This window comes from Litchfieldella anticariensis FP35 = DSM 16096 (assembly GCF_000409775.1).
Classification (GTDB): domain Bacteria; phylum Pseudomonadota; class Gammaproteobacteria; order Pseudomonadales; family Halomonadaceae; genus Litchfieldella; species Litchfieldella anticariensis.
Genome location: NZ_KE332395.1, coordinates 234,727 through 254,159, shown reverse-complemented (window position 1 = coordinate 254,159; position 19,433 = coordinate 234,727). Strand labels below are relative to the sequence as shown.

Annotated in this window: 20 protein-coding genes; 6 read left to right on the top strand and 14 right to left on the bottom strand. The window is 61.3% G+C overall.

Annotation, left to right across the window (positions count from 1 at the left end):
* From L861_RS23870 to L861_RS22395, 3 genes are all read left to right on the top strand, one after another.
* Window positions 1-2,454 (top strand): DUF637 domain-containing protein (locus L861_RS23870; RefSeq protein WP_174329841.1); only part of this gene is annotated, 2,454 nt, incomplete at its 5' end.
* A complete protein-coding gene (locus L861_RS22400; RefSeq protein ID WP_016418954.1) occupies window positions 2,454-3,257 on the top strand; it encodes a hypothetical protein in 804 nt (267 codons plus the stop codon). The genes L861_RS23870 and L861_RS22400, both read left to right, overlap by 1 nt.
* A complete protein-coding gene (locus L861_RS22395; RefSeq protein WP_144063104.1) occupies window positions 3,230-3,448 on the top strand; it encodes a hypothetical protein in 219 nt (72 codons plus the stop codon). The genes L861_RS22400 and L861_RS22395 overlap by 28 nt, the downstream gene beginning before the upstream one ends.
* On the opposite strand, the gene L861_RS22390 is transcribed toward L861_RS22395, so the two are convergent.
* Window positions 3,414-3,968: a cytochrome b gene (locus tag L861_RS22390; protein ID WP_016418952.1), complete on the bottom strand. Its 555-nt coding sequence runs from the start codon at window positions 3,966-3,968 to the stop codon at window positions 3,414-3,416. The genes L861_RS22395 and L861_RS22390 overlap by 35 nt on opposite strands.
* A 393-nt stretch (window positions 3,969-4,361) precedes the next feature.
* Here L861_RS22390 and L861_RS22385 point away from each other — a divergent pair, with 393 nt between their 5' ends.
* From L861_RS22385 to L861_RS22375, 3 genes are all read left to right on the top strand, one after another.
* Entirely contained in the window at window positions 4,362-4,850 is a 489-nt protein-coding gene (locus tag L861_RS22385; RefSeq protein WP_016418951.1) for a hypothetical protein, read from the top strand.
* A 302-nt stretch (window positions 4,851-5,152) separates the two neighbouring features.
* Window positions 5,153-5,554 (top strand): antitoxin Xre-like helix-turn-helix domain-containing protein, encoded by a 402-nt coding sequence (locus L861_RS22380; RefSeq protein ID WP_016418950.1) that lies wholly within the window; start codon window positions 5,153-5,155, stop codon window positions 5,552-5,554.
* Window positions 5,551-6,240, top strand: coding sequence for an RES family NAD+ phosphorylase (locus L861_RS22375; protein WP_236617194.1), 690 nt, complete (start codon window positions 5,551-5,553; stop codon window positions 6,238-6,240). The genes L861_RS22380 and L861_RS22375 overlap by 4 nt, the downstream gene beginning before the upstream one ends.
* Window positions 6,241-6,308: 68 nt before the next feature.
* Here L861_RS22375 and narL read toward each other — a convergent pair whose 3' ends face one another.
* The 13 genes from narL to L861_RS22310 form a co-directional block, all read right to left on the bottom strand.
* The gene (gene narL, locus L861_RS22370; RefSeq protein ID WP_016418948.1) at window positions 6,309-6,980 is read right to left on the bottom strand and encodes a two-component system response regulator NarL; all 672 of its coding nucleotides are present in this window, start codon (window positions 6,978-6,980) and stop codon (window positions 6,309-6,311) included.
* A gap of 3 nt (window positions 6,981-6,983) precedes the next feature.
* Window positions 6,984-8,891 carry a type IV pili methyl-accepting chemotaxis transducer N-terminal domain-containing protein gene (locus tag L861_RS22365; RefSeq protein ID WP_016418947.1) on the bottom strand — a complete coding sequence of 636 codons (1,908 nt, stop codon included), beginning with the start codon at window positions 8,889-8,891 and terminating at the stop codon, window positions 6,984-6,986.
* Window positions 8,892-9,021: 130 nt separating this feature from the next.
* Window positions 9,022-9,855, bottom strand: coding sequence for a type II secretion system minor pseudopilin (locus L861_RS22360; RefSeq protein ID WP_016418946.1), 834 nt, complete (start codon window positions 9,853-9,855; stop codon window positions 9,022-9,024).
* Entirely contained in the window at window positions 9,856-10,527 is a 672-nt protein-coding gene (locus L861_RS22355; protein ID WP_016418945.1) for a prepilin-type N-terminal cleavage/methylation domain-containing protein, read from the bottom strand.
* Window positions 10,524-10,898: a type II secretion system protein gene (locus L861_RS22350; protein WP_016418944.1), complete on the bottom strand. Its 375-nt coding sequence runs from the start codon at window positions 10,896-10,898 to the stop codon at window positions 10,524-10,526. The genes L861_RS22355 and L861_RS22350 overlap by 4 nt, the downstream gene beginning before the upstream one ends.
* Window positions 10,895-11,353 (bottom strand): GspH/FimT family pseudopilin, encoded by a 459-nt coding sequence (locus L861_RS22345; protein WP_021029265.1) that lies wholly within the window; start codon window positions 11,351-11,353, stop codon window positions 10,895-10,897. Before L861_RS22345 ends, L861_RS22350 begins: the two co-directional genes overlap by 4 nt.
* Before the next feature lie 6 nt (window positions 11,354-11,359).
* On the bottom strand, window positions 11,360-11,812 hold the full coding sequence (gene gspG / locus L861_RS22340) for a type II secretion system major pseudopilin GspG (protein WP_016418942.1): 453 nt from the start codon (window positions 11,810-11,812) through the stop codon (window positions 11,360-11,362).
* A 45-nt stretch (window positions 11,813-11,857) separates the two neighbouring features.
* Window positions 11,858-13,063 carry a type II secretion system F family protein gene (locus L861_RS22335; RefSeq protein WP_016418941.1) on the bottom strand — a complete coding sequence of 402 codons (1,206 nt, stop codon included), beginning with the start codon at window positions 13,061-13,063 and terminating at the stop codon, window positions 11,858-11,860.
* An 8-nt stretch (window positions 13,064-13,071) separates the two neighbouring features.
* Entirely contained in the window at window positions 13,072-14,784 is a 1,713-nt protein-coding gene (gene gspE, locus L861_RS22330; protein WP_027948147.1) for a type II secretion system ATPase GspE, read from the bottom strand.
* Window positions 14,781-17,051, bottom strand: a complete 2,271-nt coding sequence (gene gspD, locus L861_RS22325) for a type II secretion system secretin GspD (RefSeq protein WP_016418939.1) — start codon at window positions 17,049-17,051, stop codon at window positions 14,781-14,783. Before gspD ends, gspE begins: the two co-directional genes overlap by 4 nt.
* Entirely contained in the window at window positions 17,048-17,587 is a 540-nt protein-coding gene (locus tag L861_RS22320; RefSeq protein ID WP_016418938.1) for a hypothetical protein, read from the bottom strand. Before L861_RS22320 ends, gspD begins: the two co-directional genes overlap by 4 nt.
* On the bottom strand, window positions 17,584-18,207 hold the full coding sequence (gspM, locus tag L861_RS22315; protein ID WP_081645936.1) for a type II secretion system protein GspM: 624 nt from the start codon (window positions 18,205-18,207) through the stop codon (window positions 17,584-17,586). Before gspM ends, L861_RS22320 begins: the two co-directional genes overlap by 4 nt.
* A complete protein-coding gene (locus tag L861_RS22310) occupies window positions 18,204-19,208 on the bottom strand; it encodes a PilN domain-containing protein (RefSeq protein ID WP_016418936.1) in 1,005 nt (334 codons plus the stop codon). The genes gspM and L861_RS22310 overlap by 4 nt, the downstream gene beginning before the upstream one ends.
* Window positions 19,209-19,433: the final 225 nt, after the last annotated feature.

Sequence of the window (19,433 nt, the reverse complement as noted above, 5' to 3'; positions counted from 1 at the left end):
GACCTCACCCTCGCCTCGGCGGCCAACGTCCGCCACCACGAATCTCACACTTCCACCACCGACTGGACCAGCCGCCACGTGCGCCAGCAAGGCAGCAACATGGTGGCCGGCGACACCCTCACCATGCGCAGCGGGCGCGACCTGCGCCTCATCGCCAGCGACGCCGAGGCCGGCAACGACGCCTTCCTGATCGCCGGTCGCGACGTCGAGCTGCTTGCCGCCAACGACCAGGACTACTCCCTCTACGAAAAGGAAGAGAGTGGCCTGTTCAGCAGCAGTTACCAACGCGACGAGATCAACGACATTCGCGCCGTGGGCAGCCGCCTCGAAAGCGGCAATGATCTCACCGTCGTCAGTGGTGTCGACCAACGCTACCAGGGCGCCCGCCTCGAAGCCGGTAACGACCTGACGCTGGCCAGCGGCGGCACCATCCACTTCGAAGCCGCCAGCGATTTCCACACCGAATCCCACGAAGAGCGCAGCGGCAACGTCGCCTGGCAATCGTCCCAAGGCGAAGGACGCACCGACGAAACCCTGCGCCAGAGTCAACTGATCGCCAAGGGCAACCTCGTCATCCAGGCCGCCGACGGCATCGTCGCCGAGGTGCCCGAGATCAACGCACAGACCGTCAGCCAGACCATCGACGTCATGGTCGAGGCCGACCCCGACCTCGCCTGGCTCAAGGAGATGGAAGAACGCGGCGACATCGACTGGCGGCAGGTCAAGGAAATCCACGATAGCTGGGAATACGAGCACTCCGGGCTGAGTGGAGTCGCCATGCTGGTCATCGCCATCATTGTGACCTACTTCACCGCCGGTGCTGCCAGTGGCCTGGTGGCCAGTGGTGCCGCGGCGGCGTCACTGGCCACCACCGCCACCGTGAGCGCCATCAACAACCGCGGCGACCTGGGCGATGTGTTCGACGACACCTTCTCCAGCGACGCCATGAAAGGCTATGCGGTAGCGGCGGCCAGTGCCGGGATCACCCGGGGCGTCATGGGCGAGCCCACCGACACCCACCAACTCGACTTCAGCAACGCCGGCGACATCGCCCGCCTTGCCGGCGAGCGCGCCTCGCAAACCGCCATCAACGCCGGCGTGCGCACCGCCATCGAAGGCGGCAGCCTGAGTGACAACCTCGAAGCCGGCCTCGACGGCGTACTGACCGAAGTGGTCGCCGCCGTGCTGTTCGACGCCGTGGGCGATCAGAACCTGCCATCCGGCAGCCCGCAGAAAGCGGTCGCCGAAGCCACCGGCGGCGACTTCCGAACCGGCGCGCTGGCCGCCGGCGCCAACGAAGCGCTGGTGGACCACCTCGCCGAACTGGTCGACAACGACCCGCAACTGCTGGTCGCCGCCTCGCAGATCACCGGCATCATCGCCGCCGAACTGACCGACGGCGATGTCAACCAAGGCGCCGAGATTGCGGGGTATTCGACGCAGTACAACCGCCAAGCGCACGCCCATGAGAAAGAGATCGCTCAACAACTTGCTGAGCAAAGTGATGGCAAATACACAGCTGAAGAAATTGAGCAAGCTCTGCGCGGAATGTTTAACGATGAGCTGGGAGAGTCGCCGGGATCTAACGTCGTGGTGGATCTGCATGACCTCGATGCTGTTGATGCCAGCTACTATGACTTCGGCGGTGAATGGCTCGCTACCCCTGGGGGCGACGGTAACACCCGTCATCTCGTCCAGATGGTACCAACGGATACGTCGCCGGAACTGGTCGATTTCATTATCGAACAGACAGGGGGAGTATCGTCTCCCTATCGTGCGATGGCGGCTCCTACCCCGAGCCCTCGTCCCGAGCCCAAACTACGCTTCCCGGGCAGCATCGCCATGGCGGCAGGGCTACCCTACAACCTCAACCAGACTGATAGCAGGACGTGGGCGGAGATCGAACAAGGCCAGGAGGCGCTCACCCGTGGTATCGCCAGCCTAGTGGCATTCCCGGTGTCTGGCCCCTATGCGGCAGCCACCCTGACGGCTCGCGGAGCGGCAGGGCTATTCGCCACCGACGCAGGTTTCGACGCACTAGGACAGTATGTGCAAGGGGGCGAATACCGTCCCGGTCAGACACTGATGTCTGGCATCACTGCCTTGGGCTATGGCCCAATGGCGGGTGGAGGAATACTGGGCAATGCCGCTTTGGGCGGTGCTGCGGGCGGTACGCTCACGGCCGCTACCAATTGGATGTATGACGAGGATAAGTCTTTGATACGTAGCATCGGTATGGGAGCGGTAACTGGTGGGGCTGGTACTTGGTTCGGTGATCGCATTAAAGGGATGGCATCATATATACCGTCCCAAGTCAGTGTGCCGTATTTCCAAACCCCGGCAACATTCAGTGTACCCCTGCCATCGGCTGACACTATTGGTAACACGGCACAAACTGTAATCAGTAACGCACCTGCCTTGTTGCCAGGTATCGATAATGAGGAGCGGCAATAATGGCGGCACGAGATATGACGTGGCCGGGTTTTTTTAAGCGCCAAGCTAAATATACCTTAGGCGTTTGTGCAATTTTCCTTTTTTTCTGGAATAGTCTGGTTATTTGGGAGTGGTTGTATGCCCTGTTCGGCGGCGAGCTGAGAGGTTATGGCCCAGGACAGCAACGCTGGCATCGTGTATGGGCTGTGGGATTCGTGGGTATGTATCTATTCGGATCCCTGCTTGACTTTATCGGCGTTTGGTATTGGCAAAAATATCCAGAAAAGAGGCGTCAACTGGAAGAGGGTGACAAGCAGAAGCAAAAAGAGCGGAAAAATGAGAAGACCTATAAGGCTGAAAATTCACCAATGCGCGCTTCCTTTATCGAGTCAACTGCTGCAGGCGATATCGTGCATCGCGCTGAGTTGAGTAAGACGGAGCAGGGTTATGCGTTGCGGCTGTGCCAAGCGGGGCAGGATGTTCAGCAGGATGACCGCATAGAGAAGTTTGAGTCTGAGCAGGCGGTGAAGCAGTATCTTGAGCAAAATACCTCATTTCGATGGGGCGATTTTGTTACTCCGGCGACTATTGAGAAGAACCGTCAGGCGAATGAAGAAATACCACCGATCGGTTTGCTGATGGATAAGCTTGGGCTCTCCGGGATATTCGGGTCGTTATTGATCACTATCTTAGTGATTAAATTCGTGCCCGCATTAACAGAAGACGGGATGAATGATGTGTTGAGAAGTTTTGTCATCGTGCTCGCCGCTGTGTTCGGCTGGTGGATAGGAAGGCGATGTTCACGGCTGTTCAAGCGGAAGTGAACGGTATGGCAATGGAAGGCAATCTAGTCAGCGGCGGCGACCAGACCTACCAGGCCGCCGACGGCATCGTCGCCGAGGTGCCCGAGATCAACCAACAGACCGTCCGCCAGGCCATCGACGTCAGGTCGAAGTCTACCTACCGCTGGCGCCGCCTCGTTACTCTAGTTCGCTACCCTTGGTCATTCGGCTGATCAATGGCTCTTTCCATACATAGGTATGCACGAAGTCCATGGCGATGTGGCCGGCGATCAGCGCGAACAGCACCCAGCCCAGAAGGCCGTGCCACTGGCCACCAAGATTCGTCATCCACTCGATCTCGGTTTCCCTGCCGGAAAAGACCTGCACGCCGAAGACCGAAAACGGCCGGTCGGAGCCGTAGGCGCGAATGATGGCGATTGAAGGGATCGCGATCAGCAGCAGGTGTATCAGCACGTGACCGAGGGCGGCAAGGCGCTCGATGCCGCGCCCATGCGGTGGCCGGTGGGAAAGATTGATCAATCCCCAGATGCCGCGCAATAGCGTCAGGCACAGAAGCAATACGCCATTGGAAAAATGGAAACCGAAAAAGAAATCGGTGACCGGCGTATCGTCGAAAAATAGGTGCAGGGCTGCCGATATCACCTGCCAAAGCAGTAGCAGCGCCATGAGCCAGTGGAAAAAACGGCTTACCAGGCCGTAACCGTATTCGTGATCCATCATGCGAGTGTCCATGCGTCTGTCATCCTTTTCATGAAGCCAAGTTCGGCGGGACCAACGTCTTGTTAATCCTAGCGTAATGGAGGGCGAGGTCATATGGCCTGAGGCCCGCCAGTCGGGTGGGGGCGACTGACCTCGAGGCCGCTGCTGCCTGGGGCACCCCGTTCATGCCCTTTCCAGCAAGCGTTTGAGTACTCGCATACCGAGCCGTGGAAAAGATCTGAAAGATAGGAATTGGTTTGCTCTGACATCAAGGAAGATGATGAATTCTAGTGGGGAAGTTTGCGTCATGACTGTCGATAGATGATAGGGACCAGATGCCAAGAGGCATAAACATCTTGGGCTATAACAAGAAAATCGAATATGATTGCCTGTTTTTCAGGTGCTGTTTTCTCAGGGATGTAAAACATGAACGATAATTCAAAGTATCCTTCTTGGCGGGTGATTATTGGCTTCACGCTTTGCCCCGCTGCTGTGGCACTATTCATAATGAGTGCCGTGATGTTTCTTGGCCTACTATTCGAGCAGGATATGCGTGATGGCTGGTGGGAGACTTTTGGTGGACTGCCGGCAATTCTGCTTCTCACCTCATTGACAGCGCTTTATCTCTTTGGTGTGCCAGCCTTTCTCCTTGCAGTACTATACAGTTTGATGAAGCTGAGGAAATCTCTTCAGGCTTATCTGATCGTCTTTGTTGCTGGTGGTTCTGGAGCTCAAGTATGGACTTGGTTGCCTGTCACGACAGCGAGCTCTGATGAAGGACTATTTGGATTCCCTAGTGCATTTTTTATGGGAGCTGTTTCTTCATTAATTATGGCTTTTTTTGTCTTGCCAAAGCATGAAAAAGAAAAAGTGGCAGGGAATATATCGCCGCCCCGACCCCCGACCTCAGGTTGAATGTCTTGATCAGATGCTCCCGATTTCGGCAGATTGAAGCGTATGTTACTGACTTATCTGAAAACGCGTTTTCAAAATTGGCACTACAAGCGGGATGCGGTAGCAGGTGATAGACCGGGGTGGTTCAGGTTCCAGAAACCAGAGTCGATATACTCCTGATTACGCTCATTATCTTTGTCTTGTTCATGGAGTCTTGCTCTCTCTGAAGACAGAGTGGGTCAGAGGTTCAGACTTTGAGTGTATCTATAGACACATTTATGCTAAATTTGTGTCTATAGACACGTGCGATGAGGAGAGCTCTCATGGTCACAATGGAAACCGCTGTTCATAGCAAGGCTAAGGCCGGCGCCGGCCTGAAGGCCGCAGTTGCCATCTTGGACAAGTGGGGCACCACCGGTGAACAGGGGGCAGCTATCCTCCGGGTCTCTCGCAGTACCTATGCCCGGGCGAAGCGTCGTGACCCGGACTGGGAGGTCAGCCTCGACACCGACCAGCTCACACGGATCAGCCTGGTGCTGAATATTCATTCAGCACTTCGCGTGATCTTCGACAACCCGGAAAACCTGTACGGTTTCATGCAGATGGAGAACCATAACGACTTCTTCAATGGCCGAACTCCGCTGGATGTCATAGCCCAAGGCGATATCGTCTCGCTCTACGAGACTTTTCGTCGGATCGATGCCCTGCGGGGGGCACGGTGGTGAATCCGGATGATCTGCCAGTCCTGCCTTCCAGCCGTCGCCATGGGCACCGCCTGGTGAACTCAAAGTTTCCCCCCATCCATGTCTTCGACGATGTGGCCAGCGCTGATGAGTTCCAAACGCTTTACGAACTCCAGGTGCTAACCAACCCGCGGTTGCAGACCGAGGTGGGGGATTTGGGTCTGATCTTAAAAGAGGATATACCCTTTAGTATCCAGGGGTGTTCTTACGCCACAGCCCCTTTTACACATCTCAATCCGGATGGATCACGTTTCAGTGACGGTACCTTTGGCGTGCTTTATATCGCTGACACCATCGACACGGCCTTGGCGGAGGTACAGTACCATCAGGAGAGCTACTGGCGGAATGTACCTGACTTGAGCTATGAGCGCTTCGTGTTCCGAGGGCTGGCGTGCCGGTTTGAGGAAGAAGGCATGGCTGACGGCCTCGTAATCCCACGAGGGGATTCGGTCTATGCGCCTAGTGACTACACAGCATCTCGGGCGCTGGGGATGGCCATCAGGGACGGCGGTATGCCTGGGCTGCTGTATCACTCGGTACGTCGGCAAGGGGCAACGTGCTGGGCACTCATGACCCCCAGGCCAGTAGCCTCCATCGTGCAAACGAGCCATTTCGAGATGATTTGGAACGGGCGGTTAGCTGGGGTAAATCGGCTTTCTCACCCTTAATAGGCTTACCTATCCCACCTGTGGTCGAGAGTGAACCGCCCCGACTATCTCGTAGTGGGCTTGCTGTGCTATTCCCTCGCCTCCAGCCCTTCCTGAACCGCCCATACCGCCGCTTCGACCCTTGAGCGCAGGTTGAGTTTCTTGAGCAGGTGCTTGACGTGCACCTTGACGGTGCCTTCGGTGATATCGAGCTTGCGGGCGATCAGCTTGTTGGAGAGCCCTGCCGCGAGTTCGCGGAGAATCTCGCGCTCGCGTTGGGTCAGGCTGTGGATGTCCGGCGTGGCGGGTGCCGAGCGTTGCTGGCGCAGGGCTGCGGCGAGCAGCGCGGTGAGGTTCTCGCTGATCACCATGCGACCCAGGGCGGCCTGGCGTAGTTGGCGCACCATGTCGTCGGGCTCCATGTCCTTGAGCAGGTAGCCGTCGGCACCGGCCTGCAGGGCGGCAATCACGTCCTCTTCGTTGTCGGAGACGGTGAATATCACGACTCGGCCCGCAAAATTCGCTTCGCGCAGCCGCTTGAGGGTCTCGATGCCGTCGATGCCGGGCATGTTGAGGTCAAGCAGCACCAGGTCGGGCTCGAGCTCCGTGGCCATATGGATGCCCTTTTCCGGTTCGCCAGCTTCACCGGCCAGTACCAGGTCATCCTCGAGTTCGAGCAATTGCTTGATGCCACGGCGCAGCAGCGGATGGTCGTCGATGATCAGGATGCTTGCCGCTGTGTCTTGCTCTGACTTGGCCATGGGTCAGGTCCTGTTCCCTTCGGTTATCGTGGCTAGCGCTTCTGACGGCGTCGTTGGATGTTGGGAGATCAGGCGCGCGGTCTGCGGCATGAATTCCAGCGTGACCCGGGTACCCCCAGACTCGCGATTGCCTATCTGCAACTCGCCACCCAAAGTGTGGGCACGATCACGCATGATCACCAAGCCATAATGCTGCGGTGGAGAGTCGCCGCTGGCAAGGCCAATGCCGTCGTCTTCGATACGTACCTGCAGCCTGGCATTGGCGAAACGTACCGTGACCGCCGCCCAGTGGGCCTGGGCATGTTTGTGGGTATTGGCCAGCGCCTCGCGCACGATCTGCAGCACGTGGATCTCTTCGTTGGGATTGAGCAGATGCGGCGGTACGTCGTAGTCGAATTCCACCTTGGTCTGCATACGCTCGGCGAATTCATCGGTCGTTTGGCGCAGCGCTGCCTGTAGCCCCGGCGTTTCGAGCTTGAGTCGGAAGGTGGTCAGCAGTTCGCGCAACTGGCGATAGGCGCTGTTGAGCCCGGTGCGCAGCTCATCGAGCACTTCGGTCTGAGTTTCGTGGGGGACTTGCTTGGCCTGCATGCGCTCGAGGCGTGCCACCTGCATCTTCAGGTAGGAGAGCGATTGCGCCAGGGAGTCGTGCAGCTCGCGGGCGATGATGGTGCGCTCGTTCATCAGCGAGACCTGTTGCTGCTCTTCAATGCGCCGTTGCAGGTAGATCGCCGTGGCCAACTGGTCGGATAGCGCGTTGAGTAGCCGTCGCGTGCTGTCGCTGAGCCCCTTGGCCTTGGAATAACGGATTTCCAGGGTGCCAAGCAATTCGTCTCCGACGCTCACCGGCAGCAGCAGGCATTCGGCGTCGGGGCCCTGCTCGATCCGTAGCGGCCGGGGATCGATCAGGCAGGCGTAACAGTCGTGATCGCGACAGTATTCGGGACGAGTCGCCGAGTGGGTGGCGAGGATAGGGATCTGGCGCTCATCCTGAGGATCGTTGAGCGATAGCCGGATAGGGCCGATGTCCAACAGCGATTCCAGGTCGCGCAACATGGGCGCAGCGCTGGCGCACAGGTCGTTGCCACCACCATAAAGGGTACGGCTGCCGTCGTGGAGAATCTGCATCGCCCGGTTGCTGCGCTCGAGCTCCTGTTTCTTGCGCGACACGCGCTCTTCGAGTTCGGCATAACTGGTGGCCAGTTCCTCGGCCATGGTATCGAAGGTACGCCCCAGCAGTGCCAGCTCGTCGCTGCCCTGCATACGGGTGCGATGACGGAAGTTGCGGTGCGCCGCTTCGCGGGCCAGCACCACCAGTTGGCGTAGTGGAGCGACCAGGTTGTGGCGTATGTCATAAAGCGCGATGGTCACCACCACTGCGGTCAGTGCCAGGAACAGGATCTGTAGCAGGCTGAGCAGACGGATCTTCGATTCACTGTTCTGTTCCAGCAATGTCACCAGTGCGTCGATGTCGCCGACCAGGCTATCCAGGGTGGCGTTGAGATCCGCCGCCTGTACCTCGTCGCCCTCGATCGCCGCATTGACCTGCGGGGCCAGTTGTTCGTCCCAACGGCTATGAATCAGTTGGTATTGGCGCAGCAGGGCATGATCATTGGCCTCGGGGATGCTGGCGGTCAGCTCAGGACTGTCGAGGCGCTGCGTGAAGCGCTCGGCCAGGTGCGTGACCTGTTCACGCTGTTCGTTGCCCGGCTGCTGCTCGTAGCGTTGCAGGGCGGCGACGATCTGGTAGGTATTCATGCGCAACGAGCCGGCCATGTTGATGGCGGCGGCGTCGCCGCGACTGCCACTGGCCACCGCCATGGTCACCACGATACTGACCAGCGCCATCAAGCTGATGGCCAGCAGCGACGCGGTGATGCGTGCGACCAGGGAGCGTTGCAGGAGTTTCATCTAGCCGGGAAGCCCCTCCGGGGGCGAACATCTTGAAGCGTCTGACTATATCCTAGGCCGGAAATAGCGGATGTACCTCGAAAGAGATATCTCCGGTGCTCTTTTAACACCATCGGTCCGCTATCGAGAATCAGAATTCGCGGCGGTACAGCATCCTATAGGGCCGCTGCTGCCATCCGCCATCCGTTGGCACCATCTGGAAGGTTACCACCACTCCTGCCCAGCCACCGCCGGGCATGGCGACCCGGCTGACGACGGTCAGCACGGTGCTGGGGCGTCCCGGCGTGCCGGCGATCTGGATCCCGCCGCTGCGGCGTAGCGCGTCTTTCACAGCGGGGGCGGCCAGGTCCGAGCGGGGTATCTCGAGGCCGGACGAGGTCGTGACCAGCGGTTCTATCTTCTGGAAAATGGCGTTGCTCATGCTCAGCACCTGGCGCAGATCCGCGATCGAACGGAACGATCGATCGGGCGGAAGCCGGTGCCGGCCCGCTGCCAGATAGGCTTCCGCCTCGGCCCCGTGGGGCCTGGGGCTTTGATCGGGGTCGCGCCAGTCCACCACTTCATCGGCCAGCCTGGCGGCGAGCGGATGGTCCACGCCCACCGCCATGAAGAGCCCTTCCAGCAGCTCCGCACTCGCCATGTTGATGTTGACGTTGCCCTGGTCGCTGTAGCTGCGGACCTCAATGGCGGTGTCGTCGAAGTGCAGTTCCTGGAGCCGGCCATCCGGACGCCACCCTTGCGGATTGCCCCGCAGGAAGTTGGCCGCTGCCATCTCGACGCCGGCCTCCGCCGCCATCAGCGCGCGGGTATGTTGCAATTGATGGTTGTCGAGCTGGTTGCCGGTGCGCACCGCCGACATCAGGTTCGCTACCATTACCGCCAGCAACGCCGCTATCCACAGCACGATGATCAGTGCTACACCCCGCTGGCGGTGACCGGTGCCGATATGCCTGTAGCCCTTCACCTACCAGTACCCCGCTTCGCTGTGGCGGAGAGGGATCGTGAGCACCGGCCAGCGCCGTCCATCGGTGAACGTCACGCTGATGCGCACCGCCATGGGCAGGCGGTCGGGCCAGGGCCAGTCATTGCGCCAGGCGTCGGGCTCGCCGTACTCGCTCCAGCCCAGGTAACGAAACGCCAGCGTTTCGATCCCGTGCAGAAGGTCCCGCTGCTCTTCCCATGGCGGGGCCTGGATGGAGGGTGGCGGCTCCGGAGGCGCGGTGCGCAGTGTGAGTTGCAAACGCCGGCCGGCTTCGGCTTCTTGCCCCTCTTGTGTCGGCAGCAACCGCAGTTCCTGGCTCAGTGGCCCCAGCGAGCCGAAGCGGTTGGGCAGGGGGGCGACGAAGTTCAACCGGGTGGTTTCGCCAATGAACACTTGCCGCTGACGCCTGCTGCCGGCGTCGATGGCATGGTTCATGGCTTCCATGATGGTCTGGCGCAGATAGTTCTGGGCGGTGCGTACCTCCTCTTCCTGTTCGTTGAGCCGGACGATATTTTCGCTGGCCTTGCGCGCCTGGCTGATCGCTTGCCAGGAGATCAGCAGCAGTACGGTCATCAGCAGCATTGCAAACAGCAGCTCCAGCAGGGTGAAGCCGGTCTGTCGTCGCTGACGCTGACGTTGCGATAGGGACCTCATTGGCTCTGCCCCCCGCTCGTCAGCCGCAGGGTGGAAAAACGCTGCCGCATACCGTCGCGCTCCAGTACCAGCTCCAAACGGTACAACGTCTCCGCGGTGGCGGATTCGCTGCCATGGGGCAGTACGCGCAGGTGCCAGTGGGTCTTGCCATCCGCTAGCACTCCTTCCCTGTCGCCGGGGGAAAGCGGCGTTACCAGTCCCAAGCCTTCCATGAAGGAACGGGCCTGAAGGGCCATGCGGTCAGCCTTCATTCCCCTGGCGGTGAGCCGGCTACCATCTCCGACGATCCCCAGCGTGACCGTCATCACCAGCGCCAGCACCATCAGTGCGGCGACCAGCTCGAGGATGGTGAAGCCGTTCTGTCGCGTCATCGGCCTGGCTCCACCAGGCTGATCCCTCCTGTCAGCCAGTCGATGTCGATGCGCCAGCTTTGGTCGCCGTCGCTGAGGTGGATTTCACCTCCGCTGGCGCTGCCATCGGGGTAGAACACATAGGCTCCCTGACGCTGCCGGGTAAAGCGTTCCGCCGTGGTGAGGCGGATATCCAGCTCGGGAGCAAAGGCGTGGGCCTCTCGTCCGGGGGCCTGCCAGGTGCGTGCTGTCAGATCGATTGCCAGCGTGGCCTCCTGCCCGCGACGGGTCGCCGTGATGCGCGTGCTACGCAGTGCGGCGGCCAGGTCATGGATATTCTGCTTGGCATGCCGGCCACCCAGCCCGTGGCCGATGCTCAGCGACACCGAGGCCAGGGCGATCCCCAGCAACAGCATGACCAGCATGAGCTCCAGTAGCGTGAACCCCCGCTGTCGGTGGCCTTGGCCCGCCGGCACCGCTGGCTATTCCCAGTTGCCGATATCGGCGCTGTATCCGTCTCCGCCCGGTTGGCCATCCTGACCCAGGAAGATGAGATCGAAGGGGCCGTGCTCTCCCGGTGCGCGATAGCCGAAGGCATGGCCGAACGGGTCCTTTAGATCGGAGCGCTTGGCGTAGGGGCCGAGCCAGGTGTTGACGCCGGCCGGTTGTTCGACCAGGTCGTCGAGTCGCTGCGGCGGGGTGCCGTTATCCAGCGCGTAGCTCTCCACCTTCATGCCCAGGCTCGCCAACTGGGCCTTGCCGGCGCTGTATTTGCCCTTGTCGACGTTGCCGCCGACCTGGCGCACGACGATGGTGGCGACGATGCCCAGCAGCACGATCACCGCCAGCATTTCCAGCAGGGTAAAGCCGCGCTGGCCCCGACCGTTCCCGGTGTGTCGGCGTCGCATGGTGTTGCCGGTCCGTGTACGTTGCATTGCGGTTCCTTTTGTCGATGTTGAGGGTTGAGTCGATGTACTCGATCAGATACCACTGGTCAGGCTGGTCAGTGGCAGCAGGATCGACAGCATGATCACCGCCACCAGCAGTGTCATGATCAGGGTCAGGCACGGGGTCAGCGCGGCCATGAAGCGCTCGAGGCCGCGCTTGATCTCGATGTCGAACAGTGCCGCCGCCTTCAGCAGCATCTCGTCGAGTCGGCCGGCTTCTTCGCCGACCTGGATCATCTGGATGGCCAGGATGGGTAACAGCCGGCTTTCCGCCAGCGCCGCCGACAGCAGGGCGCCATCCTTGACCCGTCCGGCCGCCATGCTCAGCGCCTCGCATATCGCCGCATTGCGCGAGACCTCCCGCGTCAGCACCAGGGCCTGATCCAGCGCCACGCCGTTTTGCAGCAAGGTGCCCAGGGTGCGGGCCAGCCGCGCGGCATGCAGGCGCTGCAAGAAGGGGCCGAGCGGACGGCTGGTGAGCCAGCGTCGCTGCCAACGCAGTCGTACCTCCGGCTGGCGGAGCCGTCTCTCCATCAGCCAGAGCGTGCAAACCGGCAGTGCCAGCAGCAGGAGGCCGTAGTCCCGAAGGAGCTCACCAAGCAGCAGTATCGCCTGGGTGATCAGCGGTATCGGCACCCCCAGATCGGCGAATATCGGCACGAACTGGGGAACGACGTAACTCAGCAACAGTGCCAGCGAGCCCAGTACCCCCACCAATAGAAAGGCAGGGTAGATCAGTGCATTGCTCACTTCGCTGCGCAGACTCTGGGCGCGTTCCATATAGGCGTGCAACTGGGTCAGGCTGCCTTCCAGCCTGCCGCTCATCTCTCCAGCACGTACCAGGCCGATATAGAAGGGAGGGAAAGTGCCATGCTCTTCCGCCAGGGCGGTGGATAGTGCCGTCCCGCCCTTGACCCGCTCGCGCAGGCGTTCGATTAGCCGCTTCGCCGGTTCGTGCCGTGCCTGCTCCGCCAGCAGGCCCAAGGCCCTGTCCAGCGGCTGTCCCGCCGTCAGCAGCGTCTGCAGTTGCTGCGTCCACAGTATCCGTTCGGCCCCTGTCATCGCCGGGCGCTGCAACCAACGACGCCAGCCACCTGCCCCCGTACCGTCGCTGACGTCCACCACCATCAGGTCACGTTCTTGCAAGTAAGCGACCACCTCTTGCGCGGAGTTCGCTTCCAGCGTGCCTTGTTTTCGTTCCCCCGAGAGGCTCATGGCGCGATAGGCAAAAAGCGGCATTTCGACTCCTATTGCGGCTCTTGGCCAGTGTCGTGGGTGATGCGGATCACTTCGTCCAGCGTGGTCACCCCCTGCAGCGCCAGCCGCAGACCATCTTCATGCAGCGTTTGCATGCCTTGGCGGCGCGCTACCCGCTCCAGCTCGGTGGCGTCGGCATGCTGCATGATGTCCCGTCGCAGTTCGTCGTTCATGACCAGCAGTTCGCTGATTGCGCAGCGCCCCGCGTAACCCTCGCCCGGCGCCAGCCCGTCACGGGGTCGATAGAGTCGAATGGGACGCTCGGCCGTGTAGCGTTCCAGGCCATAGCGTTCGACCACTTCCGGCAGGGGCTCGTAGGCTTCGCACAAGGCGGGGTCTAGTCGGCGTACCAGCCGCTGGGCGAGAATGCCGTTGATGCTGGAGACCAGCAGGTAGTCCTCAACCCCCATGTCCAGCAAACGGGTGAGACTGGCCGCCGCCGAATTGGTGTGCAGGGTGGACAGCACCAGGTGACCGGTCAGGGCGGACTGGATGGCGATGCGACTGGTTTCCAGGTCGCGCATTTCCCCGACCATGATCACATCCGGGTCCTGGCGCACGATGGAGCGCAATGCCTGGGCGAAATCCAGGCCGATATCCGGCCTGACCTGGATCTGGTTGATGCCTTCGAGCTGGTATTCCACCGGGTCTTCGACGGTGATGATCTTGCGTTCGGCGGTATTCAGCGACGACAGCGCGGTATACAGGGTGGTGGTCTTGCCCGAGCCGGTGGGGCCGGTGACCAGCAGGATGCCGTGGGGCTGCGCCAGCAGGTCGCGGAAGCGGGACGCCATGCCATCCGCCATGCCCAGGCTGGCGAAGTCGAAGCGTACTGTTTCGCGGTTCAGCAGACGCATGACGACCGACTCGCCGAAGCTGGTCGGTACCGTCGAGACACGCAGATCCAGCTCCTGCCCCTGTACCCGCATCATGATGCGGCCGTCCTGAGGCAACCGCCGCTCGGCGATGTTCAGGCGGGCCATGATCTTGATCCGGGAAATGACCGCGGCGGTGGAGCTGACCGGCGGTGCTTCGGCTTCCTGCAAGACGCCGTCGATGCGATAACGTATCGTCAGGCGGTTTTCAAACGGCTCGATGTGGATATCCGAGGCTCGCTTCTCCACCGCCCGACCAATCAGCAGGTTGACCAGCCGGATCACCGGCGCTTCGGAGGCGAGATCCTTCAGATGCTCCACGTCCTCCGCCCCCTCGGATGGGTCGACGATGCTTTCCACCAGCGTGCCGATGGCCGAACGCCCCTGGCCGTAGTGGCGTTCGAGCAGGTCGTCGATCTCACTGGCCAGGCCGACGCTGACTCGTACCCCGCGCTCGCTGGCGTAGGCCAGGGCGTGGATGGCCTGTTTGTCTTCGGGGTCGGCCATCAGCACGTGGATCTCTTGGTCATCCATCGCATAGGGGAACAGGCGGTGTTGTTTCAGGAAGCGCACCGAGAGTTCGGGCAGCGTGTCGGTATCCGGAGCCGTCAGCTCCTCGGCGTCCGCCCGTAGCAGCGGAAGCGCCAGCGTTTCGGCGAAAAAGCCTGCCAGATCGCGCTCCGACACCAGCCCCAGGCGGATCAGGAAGGCGGAAAAGCGCCCGTCCGTCACCGGATTGTAGAGGCGCCGGGCACGCTCCAGATCGGACGGCTTGAGCAGATCCGATTCCGTCAGGCGCGGACTGTCCACTCCGTGCATTCCGCTCATGCCTCCGACGGGGCCTCTATCGGCTGCAACAGCCGGAAGCGTCGGCGATACTCGTCGGTCACCTGCTGCGCCTCGCGGTCGTTGGTAACCACTCGCGGTGTGATCAGCACGATTAGTTCGGAGCGGTTATCGCGGCGCTCGCGGCTGCCGAACAGCCAGCGTATTCCGGGCACTTTGCTTATCCCCGGCAGGTGGTCGTCCTGAAGCGAGTTGTTGTGCTGGATCAACCCGCCGAGCAGGATCGTCTGGCCCGACTGCACTGCTACCTGGGTGGCGATGGCCCGAGTCGAAATGGTTGGGTTGCCGGCGGCATCCACCGTCGCACTGGCATTGCTCACCTGCTGCTCGATATCCATATACACCAGCCCGCCCGGGTTGATGCGTGGCGTCACGTCCAGGATCACACCGGTCTGCACGTACTGCACGTTGCTGACGACATTGAGATCGGTGCTGCTGGGGTTGATGGAGGTCTGGGTGATGGGAATGTTGTCCCCGACCTGGATCTGGGCGCGCTGATTGTTCATCACCACCAGCGAGGGCTCCGACAGCACCTGGGTGTTGCCCTTGCTTTCCAGCGCACGCAGGGCCACCTGCAGGTCATGGCCGAGGAAGGAATAGAACAGCGATTCCGTGCCTCCGAAGCCGGCGCCGCCTTGCCCCAGCGCGCCCTGGTGGCCGGAGCGGTCGGCAATACCGCTGGTGGTGCTGTTGCCCGCCAGTCGCCCCAGGAACCACTGCACGCCGTAGCTCAGTTCGTCCACCAGGCTGACTTCCAGGATGCGGGTCTCGATCTGCACCTGCAGCGGTGGGTTGTCCAGCCGTTGGATGGCTGAGCGGATCTCCTCCCATTCGCTGGGGCGGCAGCGGATCAGCAACTGATTGCTGCTCTTTTGCGCACTGATACGCACACCGCTATCGGCCTCGTCGCCCGAGTAAGCAGGAGACGAGGCGGTATCGTAAGCCCCGCCGGTCTCACCGGTGCCTGAAACCCGGTTGGCATCCATATCGGATTCTCCGCTCGTTTCTCCCATCGCCGATTCACTGCCGCCGAGGCTACCGATGGAACCCAGACCGTTGCCGGTCAGCGTCGTGGTACGCAACCCCGGCGCGACGCTGGCCGTCGGCGACTCGGTGATCGGGGCGTCGTCGTAGATCTGACGCAGGTAGACCGCCAGGTCGGTCGCCTTCATGTTGCGCACATCGTAAACGTACATCCGTGGCTCGTTGCCGCCGCCACGGTCGATCAGTTCGATCCATTTCCGCACCTCGCGCAGATACTCCGCCTGGGGCGAGATCACTACCACCGCATTGGTGCGCTGAATCGGGATGAAGCGCAGCATGCCGGCCAACGGCGTGTCGCCCTGGGGGCCGAACAGGCGATCGAGTTCCGGCATCAGTTCCTCGATATTCGACCGCTGCAGATCGAAGACGCCGATCGACATGCCTTTCAGCCAATTGACGTCGAAGGTGTCAATGGTGCGCTGATAGTTGTCCAGTTCGGCCGCCGTTCCTGACATGGCCAGCAGGTTGCGGTTCGAATCCACCAGCAGGAAGGCATTTTCCCGCGCAAAGGGCTCGAGCAGCTTGTGCATTTCGTGAGCCGAGATGTAGTGCAGCACGAACAGGCGTGCCGACAGGCCGATCTCCGGTGCTTCCATCGGCAGGGAGGGAACGACGTTGCCCGGTACCGCCCGGTCGGCCGGCAGAATGACGTAGCGCTCGCCATCGCGGATCATGGCATTGCCGGTCCAGGCCAGCAGGCTTTCGAGGATGGAGACGGCCTGTGCCTCATCGACCGGGCGGGAGGTGGAAAAGGTGACCTGTCCATCCACGCCTTGGGCGATGCTGTAGTTATCGTGCAGCATGTCGCCCAGCACCGAGTTGATGACCGCCTGGATCGGCAGGTTCTCGAAGTTGAAGGAGTAGCCGCCGCCAGCCGCCGGTCCGCTTTGCGTACCGATGGGCGGCACCTGGATGAATTCCCCGCTGCCTTCCACCCATTCCCCGCGGCCGTTCGGCGCGGATCGGTCTTCCTCCCGGGCGGGCATCTCCGTTCCGGAAGCCGTTGCCACGGCCAGCCGCTGTGCCCCGGTTCCGGCCAGCCCTTCCCGGAGCAGGGCCTGATCCACGCCCGGTCGCGTGTCGAGCGGGGCACAGCCCTGCAACAGCAATATGCCGATCAATGCCGTCCAGACCGAACGACCCGTACCAGCACGGGAAACGATGGGAGATATAAGGGAACGCGGGATGATCTTGCCAAACGTCATCGGTCGGACTCGTCAGTCTGTACGGCCAGCCCGGGGATTCGCGGCAACTCGCGTCGCAACACCTGGGTCGTGCCGTTGAAGGTGAAAATCGCTTCGTCTCGTCGTACTTGCGTCAGTAACCATCCGGACGGCAGTTCCAGGCCGGCCCGAAGGGTGATGGCGTTGCCGCTCTCATCCCTGAAAAAGGCCAATTGCATCTGTTGGTTGGCGAGGGTGCCGGTCAGGGTCAGCGCTTCCATTCTTGGAGGCTGAGGCGTCGATATCGCTGGAGCGGCTTGCGGCTCCGCCACATCCCCAGAGCGGGAAGGGCTGAGCAGCGACTGCTGCCAGATGTCTTGATAGGCCGTCAGCGGCGGGGCCTCTCGTTCGGCGGAAGCGGGCGTAGTGGCGGATTCCGTCATGGTTGTCCCCGAATCCGCCGGCAGCCATTCCACTTGCGCTCCCCAGCCCTGCCAGAGTCCGACGCACAGTGTCAGTAGCAACAGGGTCACCGCCAGCAGCGGGAGATTCAGTTTGCGCAGCAATGCCCGGTTCATTGCCCACCCCCGACCGTGCCAGGGGGTTGCTCCGGGATCGATTTGCGCAGGTAGCCACTGGCGGTCATCCGCACGCTCAATCGCCCCGCACCTCCTTCGTGGGGGACACCCGAGCGACGCTGGAGAGTGAGCTGATCGATGAACACGAAGGGGCGGCCGTTTTCCAGGTCATGGAGCACCGCCGTCAGCGGCTCCATGGCGCACTCCAGCGTGACGTTCACCGTCACCCGCGTATAGGGCGACTCCGCCTGCGGCCGGCTGACGGGCAGGGTTTCCAGCAACGAGCATCCCGGTCCCAGTTCGGCGGTGCCGACAACGCTTGCGGACAGGCGTGACATCAGCTCCGCCTGCGCGGTCCCAGGATCGTCCCCCTCCAGCAGGCTGTCGCTCTGGCCGACATCGAGCACTGCCGCATCCAACCGCGCCTGTAGCCGCTCCTTCTGACCGATGACCTGCCGATAGCGTTGCTGGCGCTGGCGCAGTTCATCCATTTGTGCCTCCGACTCCTGTATGGGCACGACAAGAAGGTGGTAAATGCCGGCGGTCGCGGCGCCGAGCAGCAGCAACATCAGCGCCAGGGCGACTATCTGGCTTTCCCGCCGGCTCAGGGGGCGCATCATGGTTCCAGCGCCGGCTCGGTAACGACGGGGATATCGGCCAGCAGGGAGAAACGGTCCTTTCCGCTGCGGTCATCCGGCTGAATGGCTCCCTGGAAGCGGGGAGCCGAGATACCCGGGCATGCGCCGAGTTGGCCGATCAAGCCGCCGACGGAACCGCTTTGGCCGGTCATGATGACTTCCCCCTGCGACTTGATGTCCAGCCGTTCCAGCCAGGTATCGTTGGGCAGGCATTGGGTCAGGTCTTGCAGGGCCTCGAGCATGGAAGGCGTTTGGTGTTTCAGGCCGGCAAGATACCCTGTGGCATTGTCGTTATCGGCCAACCGCTGGCGCAGCTCGGTGATTTCATGGGCCTCGCGCTGTAGCCGTTGCACCTCGGCGGTCATCTCCTCGAGCATGCTTTCGCGGTCATGCAGCCACAGCCACGCCGCGAACACCGCCAGCAACAGGCAACTCGCCATCAGCGATGCATTGATCAGACGTGGCCAGGAATAACGGCGTTGCCGGCGCTCGGGGGGCAGCAGGTCAACATCCAGGGAACGGCCATCGGCATCCAGTGCATCCACCCGGTCCGGTGCCACGCCTCGTTCGGCCAGCCGATCCAGCAACGCTTCCAGACGCTTTCGCAGCACTACCGCCAGTGTCAATTCCAGGCGCTGCTCCCGAACCTGGCGGCGACCGACGGCGAAAATCACGTCGCTGGCCTGGAATGGCGTGAATCGCGATATCTCATGGTGCAGCAGCGTATTCAGGTTCTTCCCGGCGGCTTCCGGGAAGAAGACGTCGCATACCACCACCTGTTCGGGCGTCAACAGCAATACCAGGGCATTGTCCCGGCCCCAGGCGTTTCGGTCCCAGGGCCGCTTGCCTTCCGGGGTCAGTAGCCATGGCTGTTCCTCCGACCAGCAAACTCGACACTCCGCTGAACGTCCGATCAAACGGGTTTGCCAGTGATAGGGAAAGACGCTCTGCATGCAGGAGGAAGTGAACGTATTCGACACCATATAAAGTCCAGATTTTAAGAAAACTTTGATTCCAACTCCTTGTGCGGTGTGCGAAGCGCGCCATGTTCACTGACTGGCGAAAAGCAGAACCTCAAACTTGTCGCCGAGTCCCTGTGATGGCAGGTGATCAAGATTCAGGTTGCGTATTTAAGCTTTATATCCGCTTTGGGAAAGGCAGAAAAAGATCAATTTTATGGGGCTTATTTGGCTTTTATTATTCTGTCG